The 19,667-nt window shown below is 46.5% G+C and carries 15 protein-coding genes; 8 read left to right on the top strand and 7 right to left on the bottom strand.

The genetic code is table 11. The annotated features are described in order from the left end of the window. The first annotated feature begins 527 nt into the window (after positions 1 to 527). A complete protein-coding gene (gene rpoD, locus NDI44_RS02260; protein WP_190413446.1) occupies positions 528 to 1,730 on the top strand; it encodes an RNA polymerase sigma factor RpoD in 1,203 nt (400 codons plus the stop codon). Positions 1,731 to 1,879: 149 nt separating this feature from the next. Here the strand turns inward: rpoD and NDI44_RS02265 are convergent, their stop codons facing one another. After that, on the bottom strand, positions 1,880 to 2,035 hold the full coding sequence (locus NDI44_RS02265; protein WP_190413448.1) for a chlorophyll A-B binding protein: 156 nt from the start codon (positions 2,033 to 2,035) through the stop codon (positions 1,880 to 1,882). Positions 2,036 to 2,237: 202 nt separating this feature from the next. Here NDI44_RS02265 and NDI44_RS02270 point away from each other — a divergent pair, with 202 nt between their 5' ends. The 4 genes from NDI44_RS02270 (at position 2,238) to NDI44_RS02285 (ending at position 9,348) form a co-directional block, all read left to right on the top strand. Next, a complete protein-coding gene (locus tag NDI44_RS02270) occupies positions 2,238 to 5,465 on the top strand; it encodes a glycoside hydrolase family 15 protein (protein ID WP_190413450.1) in 3,228 nt (1,075 codons plus the stop codon). A gap of 282 nt (positions 5,466 to 5,747) precedes the next feature. Beyond that, the gene (locus tag NDI44_RS02275) at positions 5,748 to 7,226 is read left to right on the top strand and encodes a HAMP domain-containing sensor histidine kinase (RefSeq protein WP_190413452.1); all 1,479 of its coding nucleotides are present in this window, start codon (positions 5,748 to 5,750) and stop codon (positions 7,224 to 7,226) included. Between the two features lie 280 nt (positions 7,227 to 7,506). After that, positions 7,507 to 8,361 (top strand): DUF2267 domain-containing protein, encoded by an 855-nt coding sequence (locus NDI44_RS02280; RefSeq protein ID WP_190413454.1) that lies wholly within the window; start codon positions 7,507 to 7,509, stop codon positions 8,359 to 8,361. Between the two features lie 156 nt (positions 8,362 to 8,517). Then, positions 8,518 to 9,348, top strand: a complete 831-nt coding sequence (locus NDI44_RS02285; protein WP_190413456.1) for a hypothetical protein — start codon at positions 8,518 to 8,520, stop codon at positions 9,346 to 9,348. Between the two features lie 79 nt (positions 9,349 to 9,427). Here NDI44_RS02285 and NDI44_RS02290 read toward each other — a convergent pair whose 3' ends face one another. Both NDI44_RS02290 and NDI44_RS02295 read right to left on the bottom strand, forming a co-directional pair. Next, on the bottom strand, positions 9,428 to 10,537 hold the full coding sequence (locus tag NDI44_RS02290; protein WP_190413459.1) for a tetratricopeptide repeat protein: 1,110 nt from the start codon (positions 10,535 to 10,537) through the stop codon (positions 9,428 to 9,430). Continuing rightward, the gene (locus NDI44_RS02295) at positions 10,527 to 11,198 is read right to left on the bottom strand and encodes a sigma-70 family RNA polymerase sigma factor (protein WP_190413460.1); all 672 of its coding nucleotides are present in this window, start codon (positions 11,196 to 11,198) and stop codon (positions 10,527 to 10,529) included. Before NDI44_RS02295 ends, NDI44_RS02290 begins: the two co-directional genes overlap by 11 nt. Positions 11,199 to 11,659: 461 nt before the next feature. Here NDI44_RS02295 and NDI44_RS02300 point away from each other — a divergent pair, with 461 nt between their 5' ends. Beyond that, entirely contained in the window at positions 11,660 to 12,262 is a 603-nt protein-coding gene (locus tag NDI44_RS02300) for a glyoxalase-like domain protein (RefSeq protein ID WP_190413462.1), read from the top strand. Positions 12,263 to 12,424: 162 nt separating this feature from the next. Here NDI44_RS02300 and lysS read toward each other — a convergent pair whose 3' ends face one another. Next, complete coding sequence (gene lysS, locus NDI44_RS02305; RefSeq protein WP_190413464.1) at positions 12,425 to 13,945, bottom strand: lysine--tRNA ligase; 1,521 nt, start codon at positions 13,943 to 13,945, stop codon at positions 12,425 to 12,427. A 342-nt stretch (positions 13,946 to 14,287) separates the two neighbouring features. Here lysS and NDI44_RS02310 point away from each other — a divergent pair, with 342 nt between their 5' ends. Continuing rightward, complete coding sequence (locus NDI44_RS02310; RefSeq protein ID WP_190413466.1) at positions 14,288 to 15,475, top strand: AAA family ATPase; 1,188 nt, start codon at positions 14,288 to 14,290, stop codon at positions 15,473 to 15,475. Next, positions 15,472 to 16,164 (top strand): hypothetical protein, encoded by a 693-nt coding sequence (locus tag NDI44_RS02315; RefSeq protein ID WP_190413468.1) that lies wholly within the window; start codon positions 15,472 to 15,474, stop codon positions 16,162 to 16,164. The genes NDI44_RS02310 and NDI44_RS02315 overlap by 4 nt, the downstream gene beginning before the upstream one ends. 213 nt (positions 16,165 to 16,377) lie before the next feature. Here the strand turns inward: NDI44_RS02315 and NDI44_RS02320 are convergent, their stop codons facing one another. From NDI44_RS02320 to NDI44_RS02330, 3 genes are all read right to left on the bottom strand, one after another. Continuing rightward, positions 16,378 to 17,250 carry an alpha/beta hydrolase gene (locus NDI44_RS02320; protein ID WP_190413471.1) on the bottom strand — a complete coding sequence of 291 codons (873 nt, stop codon included), beginning with the start codon at positions 17,248 to 17,250 and terminating at the stop codon, positions 16,378 to 16,380. A gap of 61 nt (positions 17,251 to 17,311) precedes the next feature. Next, on the bottom strand, positions 17,312 to 18,793 hold the full coding sequence (locus NDI44_RS02325; RefSeq protein ID WP_190413473.1) for an FAD-dependent monooxygenase: 1,482 nt from the start codon (positions 18,791 to 18,793) through the stop codon (positions 17,312 to 17,314). A 36-nt stretch (positions 18,794 to 18,829) separates the two neighbouring features. Then, on the bottom strand, positions 18,830 to 19,450 hold the full coding sequence (locus NDI44_RS02330) for a cytochrome b N-terminal domain-containing protein (protein WP_190413474.1): 621 nt from the start codon (positions 19,448 to 19,450) through the stop codon (positions 18,830 to 18,832). Between the last annotated feature and the right edge of the window lie 217 nt (positions 19,451 to 19,667).

The raw sequence follows: 19,667 nt of genomic DNA on the forward strand, positions 1-19,667 counted from the left end.
AATGCGAAATCAAGCAATATTTTCTCTAGTTTTGCCTAAACGTTCATTACTGCTTAGTGCTACTCTCCCCAAACCTTTGACGCTTAACTATAGGCTATTTATAGAAAGACAGCGCTCAACTGGCTGGAGGCATCACCAAATCAACCAGCGAGTGTTGCTGGTAAATCCTGTACAAGCTAGTTGAAGGAGATGAGATCGGAGTGGGTGTATCAATTCCAATCGGATTATCCATTGGGAAAAGCCGCCTTGACATTAACTTCATATTTGAAGGTTTAAATAAACCAAAAGCGTGCAAGTTTTGTGAGAAAGGCTACAATCGGAAAGGTTTTGAACACTACCAGCATTAACACCTATTTCAACGCGGTTATCGAACGCTGGCGTTGCACGCAAGCGCATTCTCTCTTTTCTCTCATTGAGCCAGTCAGCAAGCGTTGAAAGCTGGCAAGGTAAACGACTGGCTAACTTGTTTTGTAGATTAACTAACACCATCTTCTGGTCTTTAACTGAAGGAGCATGAGGAATTCGGCATGACCCAGGCCAACGACGTACTCGAAATCATCACTCCGCCTGAGAGCGAGTTGGATCTCTTAATTGATGAAGACGCGGATCAAGACGACTTTGTAGACGTAACGCCCGATGAAGACGAAGGTAAGCCTGGTAAGGTCAGTAGATCCCGTCGTCGGGTGCAAACGAAAAAGAAACACTACACTGAGGATTCGATTCGTCTCTATTTACAAGAAATTGGTCGGATTCGTCTCTTAAGAGCCGATGAAGAAATTGAACTCGCACGCAAGATAGCCGACTTACTAGAATTAGAGCGTTTGCGCGAGCAACTGATCGAAAATCTGGAGCGGGAACCGCAGGATATAGAGTGGGCTGAGGGAGTGCTGAAATCTGAGCGAGTCTGGGAACAACTCGCTACTCAGCTAGGGCGAGAACCGCAACAAGAAGAGTGGTCTAAAGAGGTGAAGAAGCGCCTACCAGCGTTCCGACATCGCCTCTATGTAGGTCGCCGTGCTAAAGACAAAATGGTGCAGTCAAACCTGCGTTTGGTGGTTTCGATTGCCAAAAAATATATGAATCGCGGCTTATCCTTCCAAGACTTGATTCAGGAAGGCAGTCTAGGCTTGATTCGAGCCGCTGAAAAATTTGACCACGAAAAAGGTTACAAATTCTCCACCTATGCAACGTGGTGGATTCGTCAGGCAATCACGAGAGCGATCGCGGATCAATCTCGCACCATTCGACTACCTGTTCACCTGTACGAAACCATTTCTCGGATCAAAAAAACTACCAAGCTTCTATCCCAAGAAATGGGTCGCAAACCCACTGAAGAAGAAATCGCTACTCGTATGGAAATGACCATCGAGAAACTGCGATTCATTGCTAAATCAGCTCAGTTACCCATTTCTCTAGAAACTCCCATCGGTAAAGAAGAAGACTCCCGTCTGGGTGACTTCATCGAAGCAGATGGTGAAACCCCCGAAGATCAAGTTTCTAAAAACCTCCTCCGGGAAGATCTAGAAAGCGTCCTCGACACCCTCAGCCCCCGCGAACGGGATGTGCTGCGTCTGCGCTACGGTTTGGATGATGGACGCATGAAAACTCTTGAAGAAATCGGTCAAATCTTCAACGTTACCCGCGAACGGATTCGTCAAATTGAAGCGAAAGCTCTCCGCAAGTTGCGGCATCCCAATCGCAACAGTATTCTCAAAGAATACATTCGCTAGACAATCCTTTTTAGCGAGATAAATAATAGTAGGGGCGGGTTTCTTTACCTGCCCCTACTATTATTTGGGAAACAAAAAACTGGGAGTTCCTAGATAAACTCCCAGCGAGCTTTTGAAATTGACCAAATTTATAAAATTGAAATATATTATTACATCAGACCCCAGAAGTGAAGCACGCCTTGACCTGTGGTGAGTTCAATCATCATGGCAATGAAAAAGCCGATCGTGGTAAAACGCCCATTCCAATTTTTAGCTTGGGGCGTAAAGCCAATCTTGGTTGCATCGTTGCGGTCTTGAGTTTGCATAGTCTTAACTCTGTAAAATAAACTTTTGTTACCATCTGTACAAGAATGTAACTAAAGAATTGTGAACGCGCAGCAATCTGCTTCGCGAGGCAGATGAATTTTAGCTTTGGTGCGAAAATAAAAAGCACTTGGGCTGGATTTCTGACACTCTCTTCGTTTTGCCGGGGACGACCCCCAGCACCCCTCTCTTTAGGAGAATGATATGTTGCTAAACGCCTCACAACCGCTAAGCGATCGCCTAGACGATTACTACCACCAGATCAAGGCTGTCATTCTCAACCGTCAAAATCCGATTACGGGTCTATTGCCCGCCAGTACTGCAATTAACGCCCACGGCGACTACACCGATGCCTGGGTACGCGACAACGTTTACAGCATTCTCGCCGTTTGGGGATTGGCACTAGCTTACCGCAAAGTCGATGAAGATAAGGGGCGCACCTACGAGCTGGAACAAAGCGTCGTCAAGCTGATGCGCGGGCTGTTGTTCTGTATGATGCGACAGAGCCACAAAGTTGAGCAATTTAAACAAAGCCAATCCCTCCTAGACTGCCTGCACGCCAAATACAACACCAGCAGCGGTGATGTCGTAGTCGGCGATGACGCTTGGGGACACTTGCAGTTAGATGCCACCTCGCTATTTCTGCTGATGCTGGCTCAGATGACGGCATCGGGGTTACATATCATCTACGCCATTGACGAAGTCAACTTTGTCCAAAATCTGGTCTATTACATTGGCAGAACTTACCGAACCCCCGATTATGGGATTTGGGAGCGAGGAAATAAGATAAACCGGGGGAATCCAGAACTAAATGCCAGTTCGGTCGGGATGGCAAAAGCCGCTTTAGAAGCAATTAGCGGACTGGATTTATTTGGAGTGCGAGGTTCTCAGGCTTCTGTAATTCACGTGCTGCCGGATGAAATTGCTCGCGCCCGCATGACCCTGAAATCCCTGTTACCAAGAGAATCTAGCTCCAAAGAAGTGGATGCGGCTAGCTTAAGCGTCATTAGTTTCCCAGCCTTTGCGGTGGAAAATATGGAGCTGATGGAACGCACTCGACAGAAAATCATCGACAAGCTGGAGGGACGCTACGGCTGCAAACGCTTTTTGCGAGATGGACACCAAACTGTTTTGGAAGATACCAGCCGCTTGCACTACGAACCTTGGGAATTGCAGCAATTTGAGCATATTGAGTGCGAATGGCCTTTATTTTTCACCTACCTGGTTCTGGATGGCTTGTTTCGAGGAGACATGGAACAAGTTAAGGACTATCAAGAGTGCCTGGAGTTTCTGCTGATTGAGCAGGACGGTTTGCGGCTGCTACCGGAGCTTTATTATGTCCCGGCGGAAAAGATTGAGGCGGAGAGACAGAACCCCCACACCCAACCGCGCCTGCCAAATGAAAATATCCCCTTGGTGTGGGCGCAAAGCTTGTACCTGCTAGGAGAAATGCTGAGTGAGAAGTTAATCGCGGTGGGAGATATTGACCCGCTGGGACGGCACCTGAGTGTGGGTCGGGAAGGAAACCCGATGGTACAAATTGCGCTGTTGGCAGAAGATGAAAAGTTACAGGCTGAATTAGCAGTCCACGGCATTGCAACCCAGACGCCGCAACAACTGGAGCCGATTCAGGTGCGTCAAGCAACAGAACTCTCAGCGGTTTATACCCAAATTGGGCGGAACGATAAGCTGGGACTCACGGGCAGACCCGTGCGCCGGTTGCGGACTTTAACAACATCGAGGATTTTTCGCATCCGGAGCGAGACGATTGTCTTCTTACCGTCATTTTTGGATCAACAGCAGTTTTACCTGACCCTTGACTACCATTTCTTAGTTGCTGAAATTCAGAGCGAACTTGCTTATATTCAGCGCAATTGGTTTGAGCTAGGGCGTCCTACGATGACGTTGTTGCTGACCCACGCAATGCTGGAAACCGGCTCAGAGGCGCTTCTAGAACTGATGCAGGAGCTAAAAGATGGTTTATGCAATGGGGTTCGAGTGAAATTGGGGCGGCTGAATCAGCTGATGCTGACATCTGGGACACAACGAATTGATTTTCTACACGACTTTGAGTTTACCCAATCGCCGGTTCAAGATGCCGCGACACGACGGTACTACCTGACCAGCCATCCTGATAAAAATTGGCCGCTGGGTAATACTCAAGAATTTATGCTGGAGTGCGAAACCAATTTGGGGTTATTGCTCTCTAGCCTGCGGGAGTCGGAAAACATCTACGAACAAATCGAGTTGTTGCATACCTTAGTGCGGTTGCAGGGATTGGATTTTGATACCGGCTTTGGAGGGCCGGAACAGCGAGTGACAGTGGCGGATTTGCTGGATGAAGTTTACACCAAGGCAGGCACCAGCGAAGCGTCCCCCCACTGGACGGTGGTACGTCATGCGGCTGGGTTACTGAATAAGGTTGATATTGGCTTGTCGGATGCGGTGACGGATATCCTGGTGCGGGGCAAGCAGATTACGGTGGGCAAGGCGTATACTGAGGCGTCGCTGATGGCACGCCCGATGTCTTATACAGAAATTATGGACAAGATCCGCGAGTTCTGTGGGGAGGATATTCGCGATCGCGTTTTCACTCAAGAAATCCTAATTTACCTGGGTCTGCTGATCAAGGCGGAACCTCAGCTATTTGACGGTTTGCTGACGCTGCGGGTAGGATATTTGATCCTGCTGTTGACTAGCGAATTGGCGCACGAGTTGCGTCTGACTCAGGATGAAGCTTACGAACACTTGATGCAGTTAAGTCCGTTTGAAGTGAGGATGCGGCTGCGCCAAGTATTGGCTGGGTATGAGGGGATGAATCAAGTGCTGCGTCAGCAAGAATCTTTACACGTTAAACAGCAGGAACAGGAGATTGAGTGGGTGGTGCCGGTGGAACCCGATGAGGAAGAGGCACCCACTGCTGGGGGTTGGTTGCGACAGCGACAACTAGATGGGGCACTCAATCGAGTACCGAAAGATTTTTATCCCAGCGTTTGGAGATTGCTGAAACACTGCAAAGGTGTAGTAATTGGGGATAAGCTAGAGCGTCGCAATCGTTTGGATAGCCATTTGATTTTGTCAGAAATGACGCCAGGGGAAAAGAATTTTGCTCTGCGAATCGAGCATTTACTCAATAAAATACAGGCACCGGAATACCGAAAGGTAAATATTGAGGCATTAATGGAATTGGCAGCGATCGCTCAAGCGAATCCAGAGTTACAAGTAGAAGAATATATTGTGCTAGATGTGCTAATTGGTCATGCCGTACGCTTGGCTTGGTTGGACAAATTTCCAGAACGAGCAGATCGCTATGACGAGTACAAAGCCGCCGCATGGCGTGCTTTTTACGACACTTCTCCCAGAGATTGTGCGAGTTCTATTGTCAAGGCGTTCCGCTTCCTGACTCAATTTGGGCAACGCAGTGCTGCTTAAAGTTGCTTAGATTGAATATTTGAAACGCAAAGGTACGCTAAGGAAAACGCAAAGGTACGCGAAGTCAGATTGATTTCTCTCCGTATCTTTGTGTAAAAAGTAGATATTAGCGTTGAAGTTATATGCTTAATTTTTTCGCTAATTTAATATCATCGAAGTTGGGAAAGGCAGGCGCTTAAGAGGATAGCGATTATAGTAAAATTTTACCCCTAGCTACGCTTACCGACTAGCAACGTTTGGGTGAGTTGCCAGAATAGCATTGGCAAAAGATTGAGTTAATTTATGTTTCAAGCTACTCGTCGGCGATTAGCTATTTGGTACACGGCTGTTACAGCGGTACTGCTACTGCTATTTGCTACTGGGGTTTATTTGTATGTCCGCAACACGCTGATTGAGCGCGTGGATGACACGCTCAATCATGTAGTGGAAGTGGTGCAGCGATCGCTCGTGATTGAAACCGCCCCGAATGGCAGTTCATCCGTCAATGTTGAAGCAAGTTTTCGCAACGATGCAGAAGCCGCTGAAGACGACCACATCGACCTAGAGTGGTTTAGCCCCACAGGTGAATTACTCTGGTCAACTCTCTCCGAACCTTTAGATATTCCCATTCATCTCAACCGCACTGGTGAAACCGTGCCGGTCGTTCGGGCTTCCTGGCAAGGGATATTAGACTCGGAATTTTGGTCTTCGACCAGGGAGGCAACGAAGGACTCCAAGCTGCTTTTGCGACAGGTGACGCAACGAGTGCAAATGGGGCGTCAGGTACTAGGATATCTGCGGGTCAGCCATCCTTGGTTTGAGGTTGCCAAACCGACTCGCTTGTTGATGGTTGATTTGATTTTTGGCACCGGACTAATGTTGATTTCTGTGGCGACTAGCGGCTGGTGGCTTTCCGGTTTGGCGATGGAACCCGTGAGAGAGTCCTACCAACGGCTTAAACAATTCACCGCTGACGCCTCCCACGAACTGCGGAACCCGATTGCCATGATTCAAACGAATGTGCAGGTGGCGCTGGACGATCCCGACCTGATAGCGGCATCTGGGGCGGCACCTATCCATTACCGACAACAGCTGAAGGTTGTAGAACGGCTAACCAGGCGTTTAGGGCGTTTGGTGGACGATCTGCTATTTCTGGCGCGGCAGGATAGTGGCATGAAACAACGCACTTGGGTTCAAGTTCACCTTGATGCCTTGTTGATGGAGGTGATTGAAGAACAACAGCTAGTCGCTGCGGAGAAAGGTGTCAAGCTATCTCTCGATTTTGGATTGCCAATTTTAAATATGGGAATGATTGAGGAAGAAAATCTCCCCTCTCAAATCCCAAAGCCCAAATTTGAAGAGGATGCCTTTGCTATTGAAGGTGACTGGGATCAGCTGGCGCGTCTCTTCACAAATCTGGTTAGTAACGCCCTGCAATACACTCCAGCAGGGGGTAAAGTTGATGTGACATTGCAATGGGTCGATACCATGAATCGCCTCGCCACGAAACGCCACGGGATGCCCCATCTGCAAGTCGGAGTCAGCGACACTGGCATCGGCATTCCAGAGTCGGCACTGCCCCACATTTTCGACCGATTCTATCGAGTCGATCCAGCTAGAACTCATATCGCAGGAAATACAACGGTAACGGGATCTGGATTAGGGTTAGCGATCGCGCAGGCAATTGTTGAAACTCACCAAGGTCATATCCAGATTGAAAGTATTCTCCATCAAGGTACAACCGTTACCGTTACTTTACCGGCAGCCACAGAAGAATATTAGGAAGGACAAATCCATTCATATTTTATCCCTCTTCCTGCATCCTTCCGAAGACTCTACTTTAGAAATGCTTCCCCTGGCAGATGCAGGGATCAAGCTTGACCTACTAATTTCTTGAATAGCGGCTAAGGCAATTTAGCCAAATTTAGACCCAAAAGTGGTTTTAAAACTCTCTTTGAGTTTCAATTGCTCTACTCGTTATATACGAGTCCTTTCTTATGGAAAGTTTAGGGCAAAGCGCCGCGTTTACTAAATCCGACATTCAAAATATAAGGAGATTCTGATGACAATACCCTTAAGAGAAGATGTTGCTTACATTTTACTCAAAAAAATTCACGAAGGTGACAGCGAACCGGGTAAGCATGAAGTAGCCTTCACGGCGGCAGACTTCGCTGGTAGACAAGTCACAGAAACCGACTTGATGGGGCATCTTGATTATTTAAATCAAAAGCAGTATATCGATGCTGAATTTACTGGCAATGCTTACGCTAATCAGGAAGATACTACGGATGTCGTTAATCCGAAAGAGTTCGACTTCCGCATTGCCAATTCCTACGATCCCTCTGATGGTTTAGCACCTCATCTAATTAAATTTAAAAGTGCCAGACTGACCGAAAAAGGGCAACGCCTGTTGGAAAAAATGGAGGAAAACCCGCCAGCAGCCCTTAAGGAAGGTCCTGTGGTTCCCATTGCCACAAAAGATATGCCCTTCCTAGAGAAAGTGATGTTCAGGGGCGAACTGGAAGATATCTTTGATGCTAGAGATATCAGTGAGGTTGTGTTCCGTACCATGCGGGATATGATGACGAATGAAGCCGCCGATCGGGTGACTTCTGAACTGCATGAACCAGTAGAACCGACAGAAGATAAGGCGCTGCAAAACGAAATTGCTGACTTGTGGCAGGATACCAATCCAATTGTCCATTTCCTTAGCCGGATTCGTCCTCCCCTGATCATTAAGGCTGATACTTTTCTATTCCGGATTCGCCAAGAAGCAGGTTTGCCGCAAGGGGTAGAACCAGAAATGGCAATTAAGGCTGTGTTCTCGGCGACAAAAGATGAATTGTCCGAAGAACGGATTCAGGAAATTGCTGGCTTCTTACCCGACAAAATTAGAGAACTCTGGGAGCAAGCCTAACTTTTTGAAAAAGGCAAAAGTAAAAAGAGCAAATTCTTTACTTTCGCCTTTTACTGACTAGAATTTAAATCTTTTTTTGCTGCCCGACGAGTACCAAATTGCTGAAGTCGGGCAGTATAAATGCTTTTAAAAAACTGAATTAAAGGAGAATCAATCATGATTCACAAACATCAGCCAATCAAAAAAACACTAGCGTTAGCAGGCGCGATTTGCGGGAGTTTGCTCTTTGGCTTACCAGCGCTGGCTCAGATGAACTCGGCTCCAGGGGAGATCGACCAACCGCGCGATACTCGCGATCGCCTGATGCAACCCCCCGCTAGTGGAGAGGGCATGATGCAACCACCTGCAAGTGGCGATCGCATGATGCAACCACCTGCAAGTGGCGATCGCATGATGCAAAATAACTCCACTCCCAGCAATGTCAACCAATTGCAGAATAACGCTCAGGGTGCTTCGCCGCTAAATCCTTGTCCTAGCATTTTCTACGAATCTAGATACATTCAAGCGGGCATTCGTCCTCCCGCAGGTTGCCCAGCCGCTCCGCCACTCCAGCCAGGTTCCGCAACTGAGACAACATCCCCAGCGCCGCCAAGACCGGGCGCTGAGACGGCACCGCCGACACAACCGGGTGCTGTGATTCAAGCACCAGCCCCGGAACAGCTACAATCTCCCGCTTCTAACGTGATGCCCATGAACGGGATGGTGAATGTCAGGCTGATTAACCAAACCGGCGATCCCATTACTTACCAGGTGCTGGGCGATACCAATCAGAGAAGACTACCGGGTAGAGATAATATTACGCTCCAAGGCTTGAAAACCCCTGTAAATCTGACCTTTCAACGTCCGAATGGCGCACTGTTGAGAGTCGTTCCCCAAACATCAGGCGAACAGGGAATGTTAGAGGTGGTTTTAGAGGAAACAACGGATCTTAGTGTTGACAAAAATGCCATGACTATCCAGGAAAACGGGAATGTCTTGCTGAACTAACCGTTTTAATATTTCCATAATTACAAATGTAGGGATGCAAAGCTTTGCATCCCTACATTTCTCTTTTGATTCAAACGCTTTATCTAATCCGAATTTGAGCCAAATTGTTGAGCAAAAGTGCTTCTTCCTGCTCATCCCCAAGAGTACGCGCCAAAACGATCGCTCGTTGGTAGAAGGTCCGCGCCGTTACTGGGTTGCCGCTGACCTGATAAAGTTGGGCAAATAACCTGAGCGATTCTAGTTCTTGCCGCAAATTTTGCGATTCCTGAGCCAAGGTTAAGCGGCGATCGAGCAGTTCAAAACCCTCCTGATACTGCCTAAGCTTGCTGTAGACGACCAGCAGACCATCAATCGCTCGATATTGAGTTGAGCGATCGCGTGTTTGCCGACCCAATCTCAGTGCCCCACGGTATGAAATCTGGGCATCCCGATATTGATTGAGTGCCAGATAAGCATCTCCCAAATTATTCACTGTATTCGCCTCGCCCAGCGGGTCTTTCCCGCGACGCCGAAAAATCAAGGCTTCTTCGTAACGTTTAATCGCTTGCAAATAATCGCCAGTATTCGCCGCTGCCAATCCCAGATTACTCAGCGACAGTCCTTCTCCAGCTTGGCTGTTGATGCTTTGGGCAATTGCCAGTGCTTCAGAAAAGCTTGCTGAAGCCGCCTGCACGGCACCTCGTTGCAGCAAAACGGTGCCGACGTTATTTAAGCCATAAATCTGCCCCTGGAAGTCTGGTTCGTCGCGGGCAACCGCCAACCGGCGTCGCAGGGCATCTTCCGCCTCAAAGTAGCGTCCCAAGCGGGCGTAAGTAAGACCTAAATAATCGTATGTCTGACCGATTGCCCGCCGATCGCCTATTTGTTGATAAATATCCAGTGCTTGTATCCAGTAGGGAATTGCTTTTGCCAGGTTCCCTCTCTGTTCCTCCTGTGCGCCCAATCGCAGCAGTCGGTCAGCATCTTCCCTCGCATATCCTTGGGTGCCATTGTTCAAGGGGATACTGAGTTGTTGGTCAATACTAACGGCTTTGGCACTGCTCGGCAAGTAAAAAGTAAACAGTAAAAAGATAAAAGAAACAGAAAAGAATCTCAATTTATTAGCATTGTTCTCTTCTATTTTTTGTGCCCTATTTTTGCCTAGTTTGGCGAATGCTGCAAACAACCACCCTCGCTCCTCATAACTCATAGCTAATCGCTCCACTTGCCTCTTGCTTCTCACCTTTTTGTTGCTTAGCTGCTCCTACCAGATAAATTGTGCGAATATCCTCTGGTAAAGAAGCTTCTAACAGTTGATACCCTTCTTGGAGCTTGACTTGAACCTGTGCGGGAGAAATTGTTTCTCCCTCTGCCTGGAGATAAGCGGCAATCCGCGTATGACTCCAGTTAAAGGTCTGCGCCATCAGCACCATCAATCGCAGCATCGGCGGGAATCGCTCCAACGCTTGTTCGACATAACACCACAGGGGCGGGGAAGCCGCTTGTAGGTTGTAATGAATTGACTCCACGGGTGGCAATTCTGCCTGGTTGATACATACAGCAGTAATGTTGATCAGCCAGTTCTGGAACGTTAGCATCCCAGTCCCGCTAACATCGCGCAAATCCAGTCCGCCTAGCTCAAAGTAGATGTGCCGCCAGGTGAGGGCGAAGAGGTAGTCTGCTTGTACAGGCGATCGCGCCAAATGCTGAATCAGGGTATAAACAATCGGACTATAGCGACTAAAAAGCGCTACGAAGAAGCGCCCCTGCTCCGGATGGCGCTGAAACAAAGTCAGTAATTCCTGATCGCTGTAATGAAACAGCGATTTGACAATCGGATGATTGCTTTCAGGGAAATGAGGAATTTGCACGATTTTGAATCACTTACTGGAGTCATTCTATCCAGGAACGATCCCTAATATATCTAGTGTTTTCAGGAATGGAAATGATACTTGTATTTTTAGTCGGTGGGAAGAGTGCCAATCGCCCTTTATTTTTTTAGCTGCTTTGAGGGCTTCACTGCGATGGATTGAATAGCGATCGCGCTCAACAAACTCGCATCCTTCTGATTATCTTTCTCATTTTGTGAAGGCAAGATACCCGACTTCATAGAGAAATCGGGTATCTGAAATCGTAGCGATCGCTTTGTCTCAGTATCGAGCTGGATGACTTGCAGCGTCAGTTTTATTAACTTCGGCAGACTTACAGAGTATTTTAGAGACTCGTTTAAGCTTGATAGAATTAAATAGCGCTCTTGACTGCTTTACAGTCAAAGTGTTATGTGCAACCGTAAGTTTAGTTTTCAATAGAGTTCTTCAAGCCTTGTAGGTTCATGGTTCTAGCAGCAATTGATACGATTTCTCTTCTGCCTCAGCTCGTTCATTTAGGTGCTTTTTTCCCTGAATTACCTCTAGATGGTCTCTTGTCTACTCAAGGCATCATGGTGATGCTCTTGGCAGCCTACGCTGGTGCTATGTGGATGTTTCTCACCAGCGCCCCAAAAGTCCATACCGTCATGGTGTCCGATTTAGACACGGCGCGACAGTTTTATGAAGGCTTGTTAGATTTGCCAGTCGCAGAAGTGCCGCTGCACTACTACTACAACTACGAGCAAACGTTGGGAGCTACTGCCATCGATCCGCTTTATCTCTCACCCACGTTGGGAGGAAGCACCGCTACCCAAAAGCTGAATGGTACGGAAGGTTTATGGTATCAGCTCAAGAAGAACACCCAACTGCACGTAATTTCTGGAGCCAGTTTGGGGAAGAAAAACCAGCAGCGCCACGTTTGTTTTGACCACGATTGCCTAGAGATGGTGCTGATGCGGGTGCAAATGCGGGGCGTCAAGCACAAAATTCGCCGCGACAAACCATTGAATTTTTTGGTAAAAGATTTGGATGGTCGCGTGATTGAAATGGCAGAAGTATCGAATTAGCGATATTGACCTTTCCTTAACCCCTCCCTATTTCTCCCGAACCTTCCCCTGCAAGGGGAGGGTTCGGGAGAAATGTTTGTTACTGAGAAGGAAAAGGAAGAAATTTTTGGGTTGTTGGGTTCTTTTTAATTCTCCCCTTCCTTAGTAGGGAAGGGGCTGGGGTTAGGTTGATTCTGGGGTGGCGTCGGATTTTTCGGGTTTGAGGAGGGGGAAAGCGATCGCATCCCGAATGCTGGCACAATCCGTTAGCAGCATCACTAAGCGGTCAATCCCAATCCCTAAACCACCCGTCGGCGGCATTCCATACTCCAGCGCTGTCAGGAAATCTTCATCCACGCCTTGCGCTTCCAAATCTCCCGCCGCCTTCCGCGCCGCTTGCGCTTCCAGCCGTTGCCGCTGGTCGATAGGATCGGTTAATTCTGAGAAACTATTCGCCGTTTCCCGTCCCACAATAAATAGCTCAAATCGCTCTACCAATCCCGGTTTCGAGCGGTGCGGCTTAGCCAAGGGCGAAATTTCCACCGGATAATCCAGCACAAACGTTGGCTGAATCAGATTTGGTTCGCATTTTTGCTCAAAGGCTTCGTTAAGAATTTTGCCAATCGATTCGCATTCTTCTGCGCCTCCGATACCTGCCTCACTTGCTGCTGCTTTCGCGGCTTCCAGCGTTGGGAAAGCGGTAAAATCTAAGCCGGTTTGCTCCTTCACTAAGTCGTGCATGGTAACGCGACGCCAAGGCGGTGTTAAATTAATCGGCTCGCCTTGATAAGTAATTTCCAGCGTCCCCAGCACCTCTTGCGCCACAGTGGTAATAATTCCCTCCGTCAGCGCCATCATGTCCTGATAGTCGGCGTAGGCTTGATAAACCTCAATCGTGGTGAATTCGGGATTGTGGCGAGTGGAAATCCCCTCATTCCGGAAAATCCGCCCCAGTTCAAACACCTTCTCAAATCCACCCACAATTAGCCGCTTCAGATGGAGTTCTGTGGCAATCCGCAGATACAACTCCATATCCAGCGTGTTGTGATAGGTGATGAAGGGACGCGCATCCGCACCGCCAGCTTCTCCTTGTAACACTGGCGTTTCAATTTCAATAAAGCCCAGTTTATCCAAATAGCGGCGAATTCCGGCGGTAATCAGAGCGCGGCGTCGGAAAGTTTCTCGCACTTCCGGATTGACAATCAAATCCACGTAACGCTGACGATAGCGCTTGGCGACATCCGTCAATCCATGCCACTTATCCGGTAAAGGCAGCAGCGACTTGGTGAGAATCGCGTACTGCTTGACGTAAACTGATAGCTCACCCTTTTCCGTGCGTTTAACTGTCCCCTTGGCTCCTAGAATGTCCCCGCCATCCGTTAGATCCTTTAGGTGTTTAAAGGCATCCGGGACATCCGCCATCCCTTCATCGATTCTTTTCTTCTCCAAGTACAGCTGAATCGAGCCAGTTTCGTCTTGCAAGGTAAAGAAGGCGAGTTTGCCGAAGACGCGACGCGCCATAATGCGTCCAGCAATGGCGACTTCTACTTCTACTTCTTCACCGCTTGGCAAATCTGCATATTTTTCCTGCAATTGAGCCGCATGGTGGCTGGATTCCCACTGGTAAGCGTAGGGATTCATTCCCAGTTGCTTTAGCTGTTCGACTTTCTCTAACCGCGTGGCGCGGATATCATCTGAGGACATGGTAAGGAACTTTTAGGGGCAATCTTTGATTTTAGGATGCTCTGGGCGAGTCTGTTAACTATTGTGTCTTGTTTTTGCAGTGGCGGGGGAAGGAGAGTGGAGGAGGTGATCGCGCCTCTGGCTCAGATGGCTTTTTTGGAATAGAGGAAAAATAATAGTGGAGAGCGATCGCTATTACACTTGTGTAAGTCCTGCACCATACATTCAGTTAATAGAGCTGTACAAATATTTTGCTAATATGTCTAAGAATTTAGGCTGTAGGTGTTTAACAGCTATACCTTCAGTATATTAGCCAGTTCAAGCTAATCGTTGTAATTTATGTGACTGAAGGGGAGATTAGTTATGAAAATTAAAACAATCGAATATTATAACAAAGCGTTGGAATGGCACTTAAATAAAGTTGATTTTACTAAGAGTTTTTCCAACCTCACCTTACTTGTTGGTGTATCGGGGGTTGGCAAAACTCAGATTATTAAGTCCATTTTAAATTTAAAGAGAATAGTTAACGGAGAATCTTTGAATGGAGTGCAATGGGATATTACATTTGAAAGTACAAACAATATTGAGTATCGATGGAAAGGGGAGTTTGAAAATAAGGGATTGATCGGAGAGATTCTTGATACTGAAGATGAAGGTTCTAAATTTAGGATTTTAAACGAATGTTTGTATAAAGAAGGTAACGAAATTGCTAAAAGAGATTCAAGTAAAATAGAATTTAAAAAAAAGATAACTCCAAAGCTATCACCTTTTAAAAGCTTAGTAGAAATTCTAAGTGAAGAGGAAGATATTGCTCCTGTAAAGGAAGGATTTGAGAAAATCATAGAGTTTGATTCAGACGTGAGAATTGAGACTGTAAAAGAGAGATTACTAAAACTGGCAAAACTCTTAGAAAATAATTTGGAAAATAATTTTTTAGAAGAAAATATTAAAAAAAGTAATTTACCAACTAAATTGAAACTTGCATTTGTGTATAAATTTCTCTTGGACGACGTGTTTCATAAGATTAAAAAACGTTTTATCCAAATATTTCCCCAAGTAGAAGATATCAAAATAGGATTTGATAAAAATAAAGATTTAGAGAAAGCCTTGGAAAGTTCACTCTTCACAACTTTTTTAAATGGCTTCACTTTTGTTCAAATAAAAGAAAAAGGTATTGATAGATGGATAATTCAACAAAGCATTTCTTCAGGAATGTTTAAAACTTTAATGCAGATTAGCGAATTATACTTAGCGCCTGAAGGAAGTGTGATTCTCATCGACGAATTTGAGAATAGTTTAGGTGTTAACTGTATTGATGTTTTAACTGAAGATTTGTTGGTGCAACATAGAAATCTGCAATTTATCATAACCAGCCATCACCCTTACATTATTAATAATATTGGCATGGAACACTGGAAAATAGTTACTCGCAGAGGCGGTATAGTAACCGTAAAAGATGCTCAGGATTTTAACATAGGAAAATCTAGACATCAAGCTTTTATTCAACTACTAAATCTTGAAGCTTACAGCGAAGGAATAGCAGTTGAATGAATCTTTATTTTCTTGTAGAAGGAGTAAGAACTGAAAAAAAAGTTTATCCAGCTTGGTTAGGCCATCTTTTACCAGAACTACAGCGAGTTGATGCTTACGAGCTGGTGAATGAAAAAAACTATTACCTTATAAGTGGTGAAGGTTATCCTTCTCTCATTTATGATTTCATTCCCAGAGCAATTGAAGAAATAAATTTAAGTGGAAAGTATGACTATTTTGTGATATGTCTTGATGCAGAAGAAAATACTGTTGCAGATATTAGAAATGAAATTGATGAATTTATGAGAACGGAAAGTTTTGAACTAGGAAAGACAAAGCTTGTTATCATTGTCCAAAATAGATGTATAGAAACGTGGTTTCTGGGTAATCGGAAAATTTATTCAAGAAATCCTCAAAACCAACCTTTGTTAAAAAACTATAGCTGCTATTATGATGTGTCAGTCGATGACCCTGAATTGATGGGCAAATATAACGATTTTAATACTCACGCTCAGTTTCATTGTGCTTATTTAAAAGCCTTATTTGAAGAAAAAAATATTACCTATAATAAAAGAAACCCAGGTGATGTGTTAGAAGCATACTATTTGAATGAATTAAGGCAGAGAATTAAAGCTCAGCCACACCAATTGGCTACCTTCGGGAATTTTATAGAATTTTGTGACACAATTAGAGCAAAATTGCCAAAATAAACCACGCGCTCGCATTTTCCCCACATCGTCAGGAAAGCGCGATCGCTCTTAGATGAGACTAAGGTAATATTGTTGATAGATTGGCAATCTGTCGCTTTAAGGCTGGAGCTGCTTAGAATTTAAAAAGCAGCTTCAGCCTCTTGATTGGCACCTTGAAAGCTAATCTCAGCAGCAAAGTGAGCTACTTTAAAAAGTTGCAGAATCAGCAATCGATCAGCTGCTGGTAGCGGCAAGGAACTCTCGCATATATTGAGTGACCAGTTGCGGTTTCTCTTGCTGAACCCAATGGCTAGAGTCGGGGATGTATTTAATCGTCAAGTCTTTGACATACGCTTCAGTTCCGTAAGTCAGTTCTTTACCAAGTGCAGTATCTTGCTCTCCCCAAATCATTAGCGTAGGAACCTGGAGAATACTCCAATCTTGACTGAGCATTCTCTGCTGAAAAAGATTGCGATAATAGTTCAGGCTGGCTGTCAGGGCACCGGGTTTTGCAGCAGCTTGTTTATAGGCATCCAGATCGGCTTTGGTGAAGGCATTCTTATTAACAGCCATACCCGCGATAGCCGTTTCAATCGATTGGTAATCGAAGGATTGTAAAAGAAATTCTGGTAGCCACGGTAGCTGAAAAAAGAAGATATAGGAACTGCGTAATAGTTGTTGAGGATTACGCATATTTTCGGCAAATTTGGCAGGGTGAGGCAGATTTAGCACAATCAACTTGTCCACCATCGTGGGGTATGAGTAGGCAAAATTCCAAGCGATCGCGCCCCCCCAGTCATGACCCACCAGCACGCAGCTAGAGTATCCGAGTCCCTGAATTACCCCTTCAACATCTTTAATAAATTCATCCATCACATAAGCCGATTGAGCTGCTGGCTTATCGCTGTCGTTATAACCGCGCAAGTCGAGGGCGACGACTTTATAATCTTTGGCAAATTCGGGGATTAGATGCCGCCAGGAGTACCAAAATTCCGGGAACCCATGCAGCATCAGCATCAAAGGGCCTTCTCCCTGAGTGACGTAGTGCAGCTTAATTCCGTTGCTGGTGATATATTCGTGCTTCCAAGAACCCTCTAGCACAGACATAGATACCTCCTTTGCTGTTGTAATCATGGCATCGGCGATTCATCGCCGATGCGAACACTCTTCAGGTTAACGAATCAACAGCAGAAGACGGCAGGTTCGGAAGAGATAGTTCATTAACATTCGGTTGATCTTGCTGACGCCGATTGATGAACTGCCTTAGCACTTGCACTAAGATACGAGGCTGAAACAACGCCGTGGGTGGTTTCAGCAGGTGCAGGACTTCTATGAAAACTTTGAAGGCTACGGGACTCTCAATCGTGATTAACCTCACACGATCCAGATACCGTTGCATAAATCGGGTCTTCAGATCGGCTTGACCGCCCTCGGTCGTAGGCCAGCGGAAATCCTCGCCTGTTGCCATCAGCCAAGGGATATGATTCACTTTTGCCAGTTGCTTTTGAAAGCGCCGCGTTAAACCCGTTAAATCGTCTTGAGAGTGACGCTGAAATTGCTCTTTCAAGCACTCCTCCAGCGTTAACGCAGCCATCGCCGCCGCGGTCATGCCTTGACCGTAGATAGGATTGAAGGAACAGACGGCATCACCTAAGACGACAAAGTTTTCTGGCAGTCTGGATTGTTCGTAGTGACGCAGGCGGTTTTCTGTGCCGCGATGACAGTAGATGGGTGAAATCGGTCGGGCTTGTTTGACCACTTCGTAGAGAATGGGCGATCGCAAGCTGCGGGCAAATTCCAAAAAGCCAGCTTCGTCGCTGGGTGGATAGTCTCGACCCAAACCAGCCAGGGTGATCACAAAAGCGTCACCCTCACAGGGATAAAGCAGCCCACCGCGAGAGTTTTCCCCTGGTTTAGACCACACCACGATGGATTTCCAATCGCTTTGGAAATCCGCTGGACGTTGATACCAACGGCTGGCGTAGCCTAAAAAGGAGTTAATGACTGTCTCTTGAGGCGGTGTGTAACCTAATGCCTTTATCCACTCAGGGGTTTTGGAATTCCGTCCAGTTGCATCCACGACCAGATCGGCTGGTAGAGACGCGGAATTTTGCGTCTCTACATCTGCGGCGCTAGTGTTTTGCCCGTGGTTGTGAAATTGCACCTGTACGCCCGTTACCTTAGTTTTGCTGGTGTCGGACAACAACTCGGTTGCTTGGCTTTCTTCCAGAATGCGTACATTGCTGTAAGCAGCCAGTCGGCGGCGAATCATCCACTCCAGCAGGTTCCGACTACAGGCACGAGTCACCAGACCGGAGGGAAAGCGGGGTGCCCAGCCGCCAAAATCTAGCATGGGACAGTCTAACGTCCAGTCCAAAGCAGTAGCCCCAGCAGCCGCTAATTCAGTACCTAACCCAGGAAACAGTTGCTCTAAAATCTGCTGCCCCCGCAACAGCAGAACGTGAGCTTGGTGGGCTTGGAGTACGCCTCGGCGCGTCTCCGGTTTGTCTGCGATGCGATCGCGTTCAATAATCGTCACTTGATCAAAGCGTTCGGCAAGCACTCGCGCTGCCAGTAGCCCAGCCATACTGCCACCGATGACAATGGCTTGTCTATTGCTGCCAACCGCCAGTTGGTGAGGGACGGACATAGACGTTTGAGTTTTTTTGGGTGATTTAGATGTATGTCAGCTTAATTTTGCTTCTGATTCTATCAGCGTCTGCTTCTCTTCTTTTTCTTGTAGCAATAGTCCTCCGAGATGAATCACTGCCAGAATCAGTGCCCCAATTGAAAGAATGTAACTATGCAACGTGTACAAATGGGCAACTGTTACCGTATTGATGGCTCCACCCCCCGTGAGGATTTCTCGGAGTAGGGAACCAATTCCAGGGACGGCTTCTACTGTGCCTAATTCGATGGTGAAACGCCAGTACCCTAACTGTGTCCAATCGAGAAGCATGGCAGTCCAACCAAGCGCGATCGCTACCAAAGTTAATAAAATTCCGCTAATCCAAGCGGTCAGCCAGCTTCGGCGAAATTTTTCACCCAGAAACATCACAACGATCGCTATCAGAGAAGTCCCGACTAATCCATTTCCAGCAATCTCATGGAGACGCTGAATTAGCCAACCATTGGGAATCTCTGATTTGATTTCCCTTAAGGAATTATAGGCTCCACCTGCGGTCGGTTCGTAATAGAAAGATAGAAGAATTCCGGTGACGGCTGCTGTCAGGCTCAAAGACAAAATCGCTACAGCCAAAATAGTAGCCAGTCGTCGAAGTACAAAAGCGTACTGCACATTGTTCATGGCTAACTCCAACCTTTTTCGGTTGAATATGTATTTATACTTATTGTATTTATTTTTTCTAATTTGAACCCAAAAAATTATTAAATTTATGGGGAAAACCAGCAGCAAAGAGAACGCATACGCCAAGACCCGGAACGCAATTCAGGGGATGCTCCCGTTACTGTCTCTGTAGGGTGTTAGGAAAATCCACATTCTCAGAACAAAACAGCCGATTTTC

The sequence above is a fragment of the Trichocoleus sp. DQ-A3 genome (assembly GCF_039961975.1).
Lineage (GTDB): Bacteria > Cyanobacteriota > Cyanobacteriia > Cyanobacteriales > FACHB-T130 > FACHB-T130.

Bases quoted from the DNA above. Each gene is read 5' to 3' on its own strand.
- rpoD (WP_190413446.1), top strand. From the start codon at position 528: ATGACCCAGGCCAACGACGTACTCGAAATCATCACTCCGCCTGAGAGC.
- NDI44_RS02265 (WP_190413448.1), bottom strand. From the start codon at position 2,035: ATGCAAACTCAAGACCGCAACGATGCAACCAAGATTGGCTTTACGCCC.
- NDI44_RS02270 (WP_190413450.1), top strand. From the start codon at position 2,238: ATGTTGCTAAACGCCTCACAACCGCTAAGCGATCGCCTAGACGATTAC.
- NDI44_RS02275 (WP_190413452.1), top strand. From the start codon at position 5,748: ATGTTTCAAGCTACTCGTCGGCGATTAGCTATTTGGTACACGGCTGTT.
- NDI44_RS02280 (WP_190413454.1), top strand. From the start codon at position 7,507: ATGACAATACCCTTAAGAGAAGATGTTGCTTACATTTTACTCAAAAAA.
- NDI44_RS02285 (WP_190413456.1), top strand. From the start codon at position 8,518: ATGATTCACAAACATCAGCCAATCAAAAAAACACTAGCGTTAGCAGGC.
- NDI44_RS02290 (WP_190413459.1), bottom strand. From the start codon at position 10,537: ATGAGTTATGAGGAGCGAGGGTGGTTGTTTGCAGCATTCGCCAAACTA.
- NDI44_RS02300 (WP_190413462.1), top strand. From the start codon at position 11,660: ATGGTTCTAGCAGCAATTGATACGATTTCTCTTCTGCCTCAGCTCGTT.
- lysS (WP_190413464.1), bottom strand. From the start codon at position 13,945: ATGTCCTCAGATGATATCCGCGCCACGCGGTTAGAGAAAGTCGAACAG.
- NDI44_RS02310 (WP_190413466.1), top strand. From the start codon at position 14,288: ATGAAAATTAAAACAATCGAATATTATAACAAAGCGTTGGAATGGCAC.
- NDI44_RS02315 (WP_190413468.1), top strand. From the start codon at position 15,472: ATGAATCTTTATTTTCTTGTAGAAGGAGTAAGAACTGAAAAAAAAGTT.
- NDI44_RS02320 (WP_190413471.1), bottom strand. From the start codon at position 17,250: ATGTCTGTGCTAGAGGGTTCTTGGAAGCACGAATATATCACCAGCAAC.
- NDI44_RS02325 (WP_190413473.1), bottom strand. From the start codon at position 18,793: ATGTCCGTCCCTCACCAACTGGCGGTTGGCAGCAATAGACAAGCCATT.
- NDI44_RS02330 (WP_190413474.1), bottom strand. From the start codon at position 19,450: ATGAACAATGTGCAGTACGCTTTTGTACTTCGACGACTGGCTACTATT.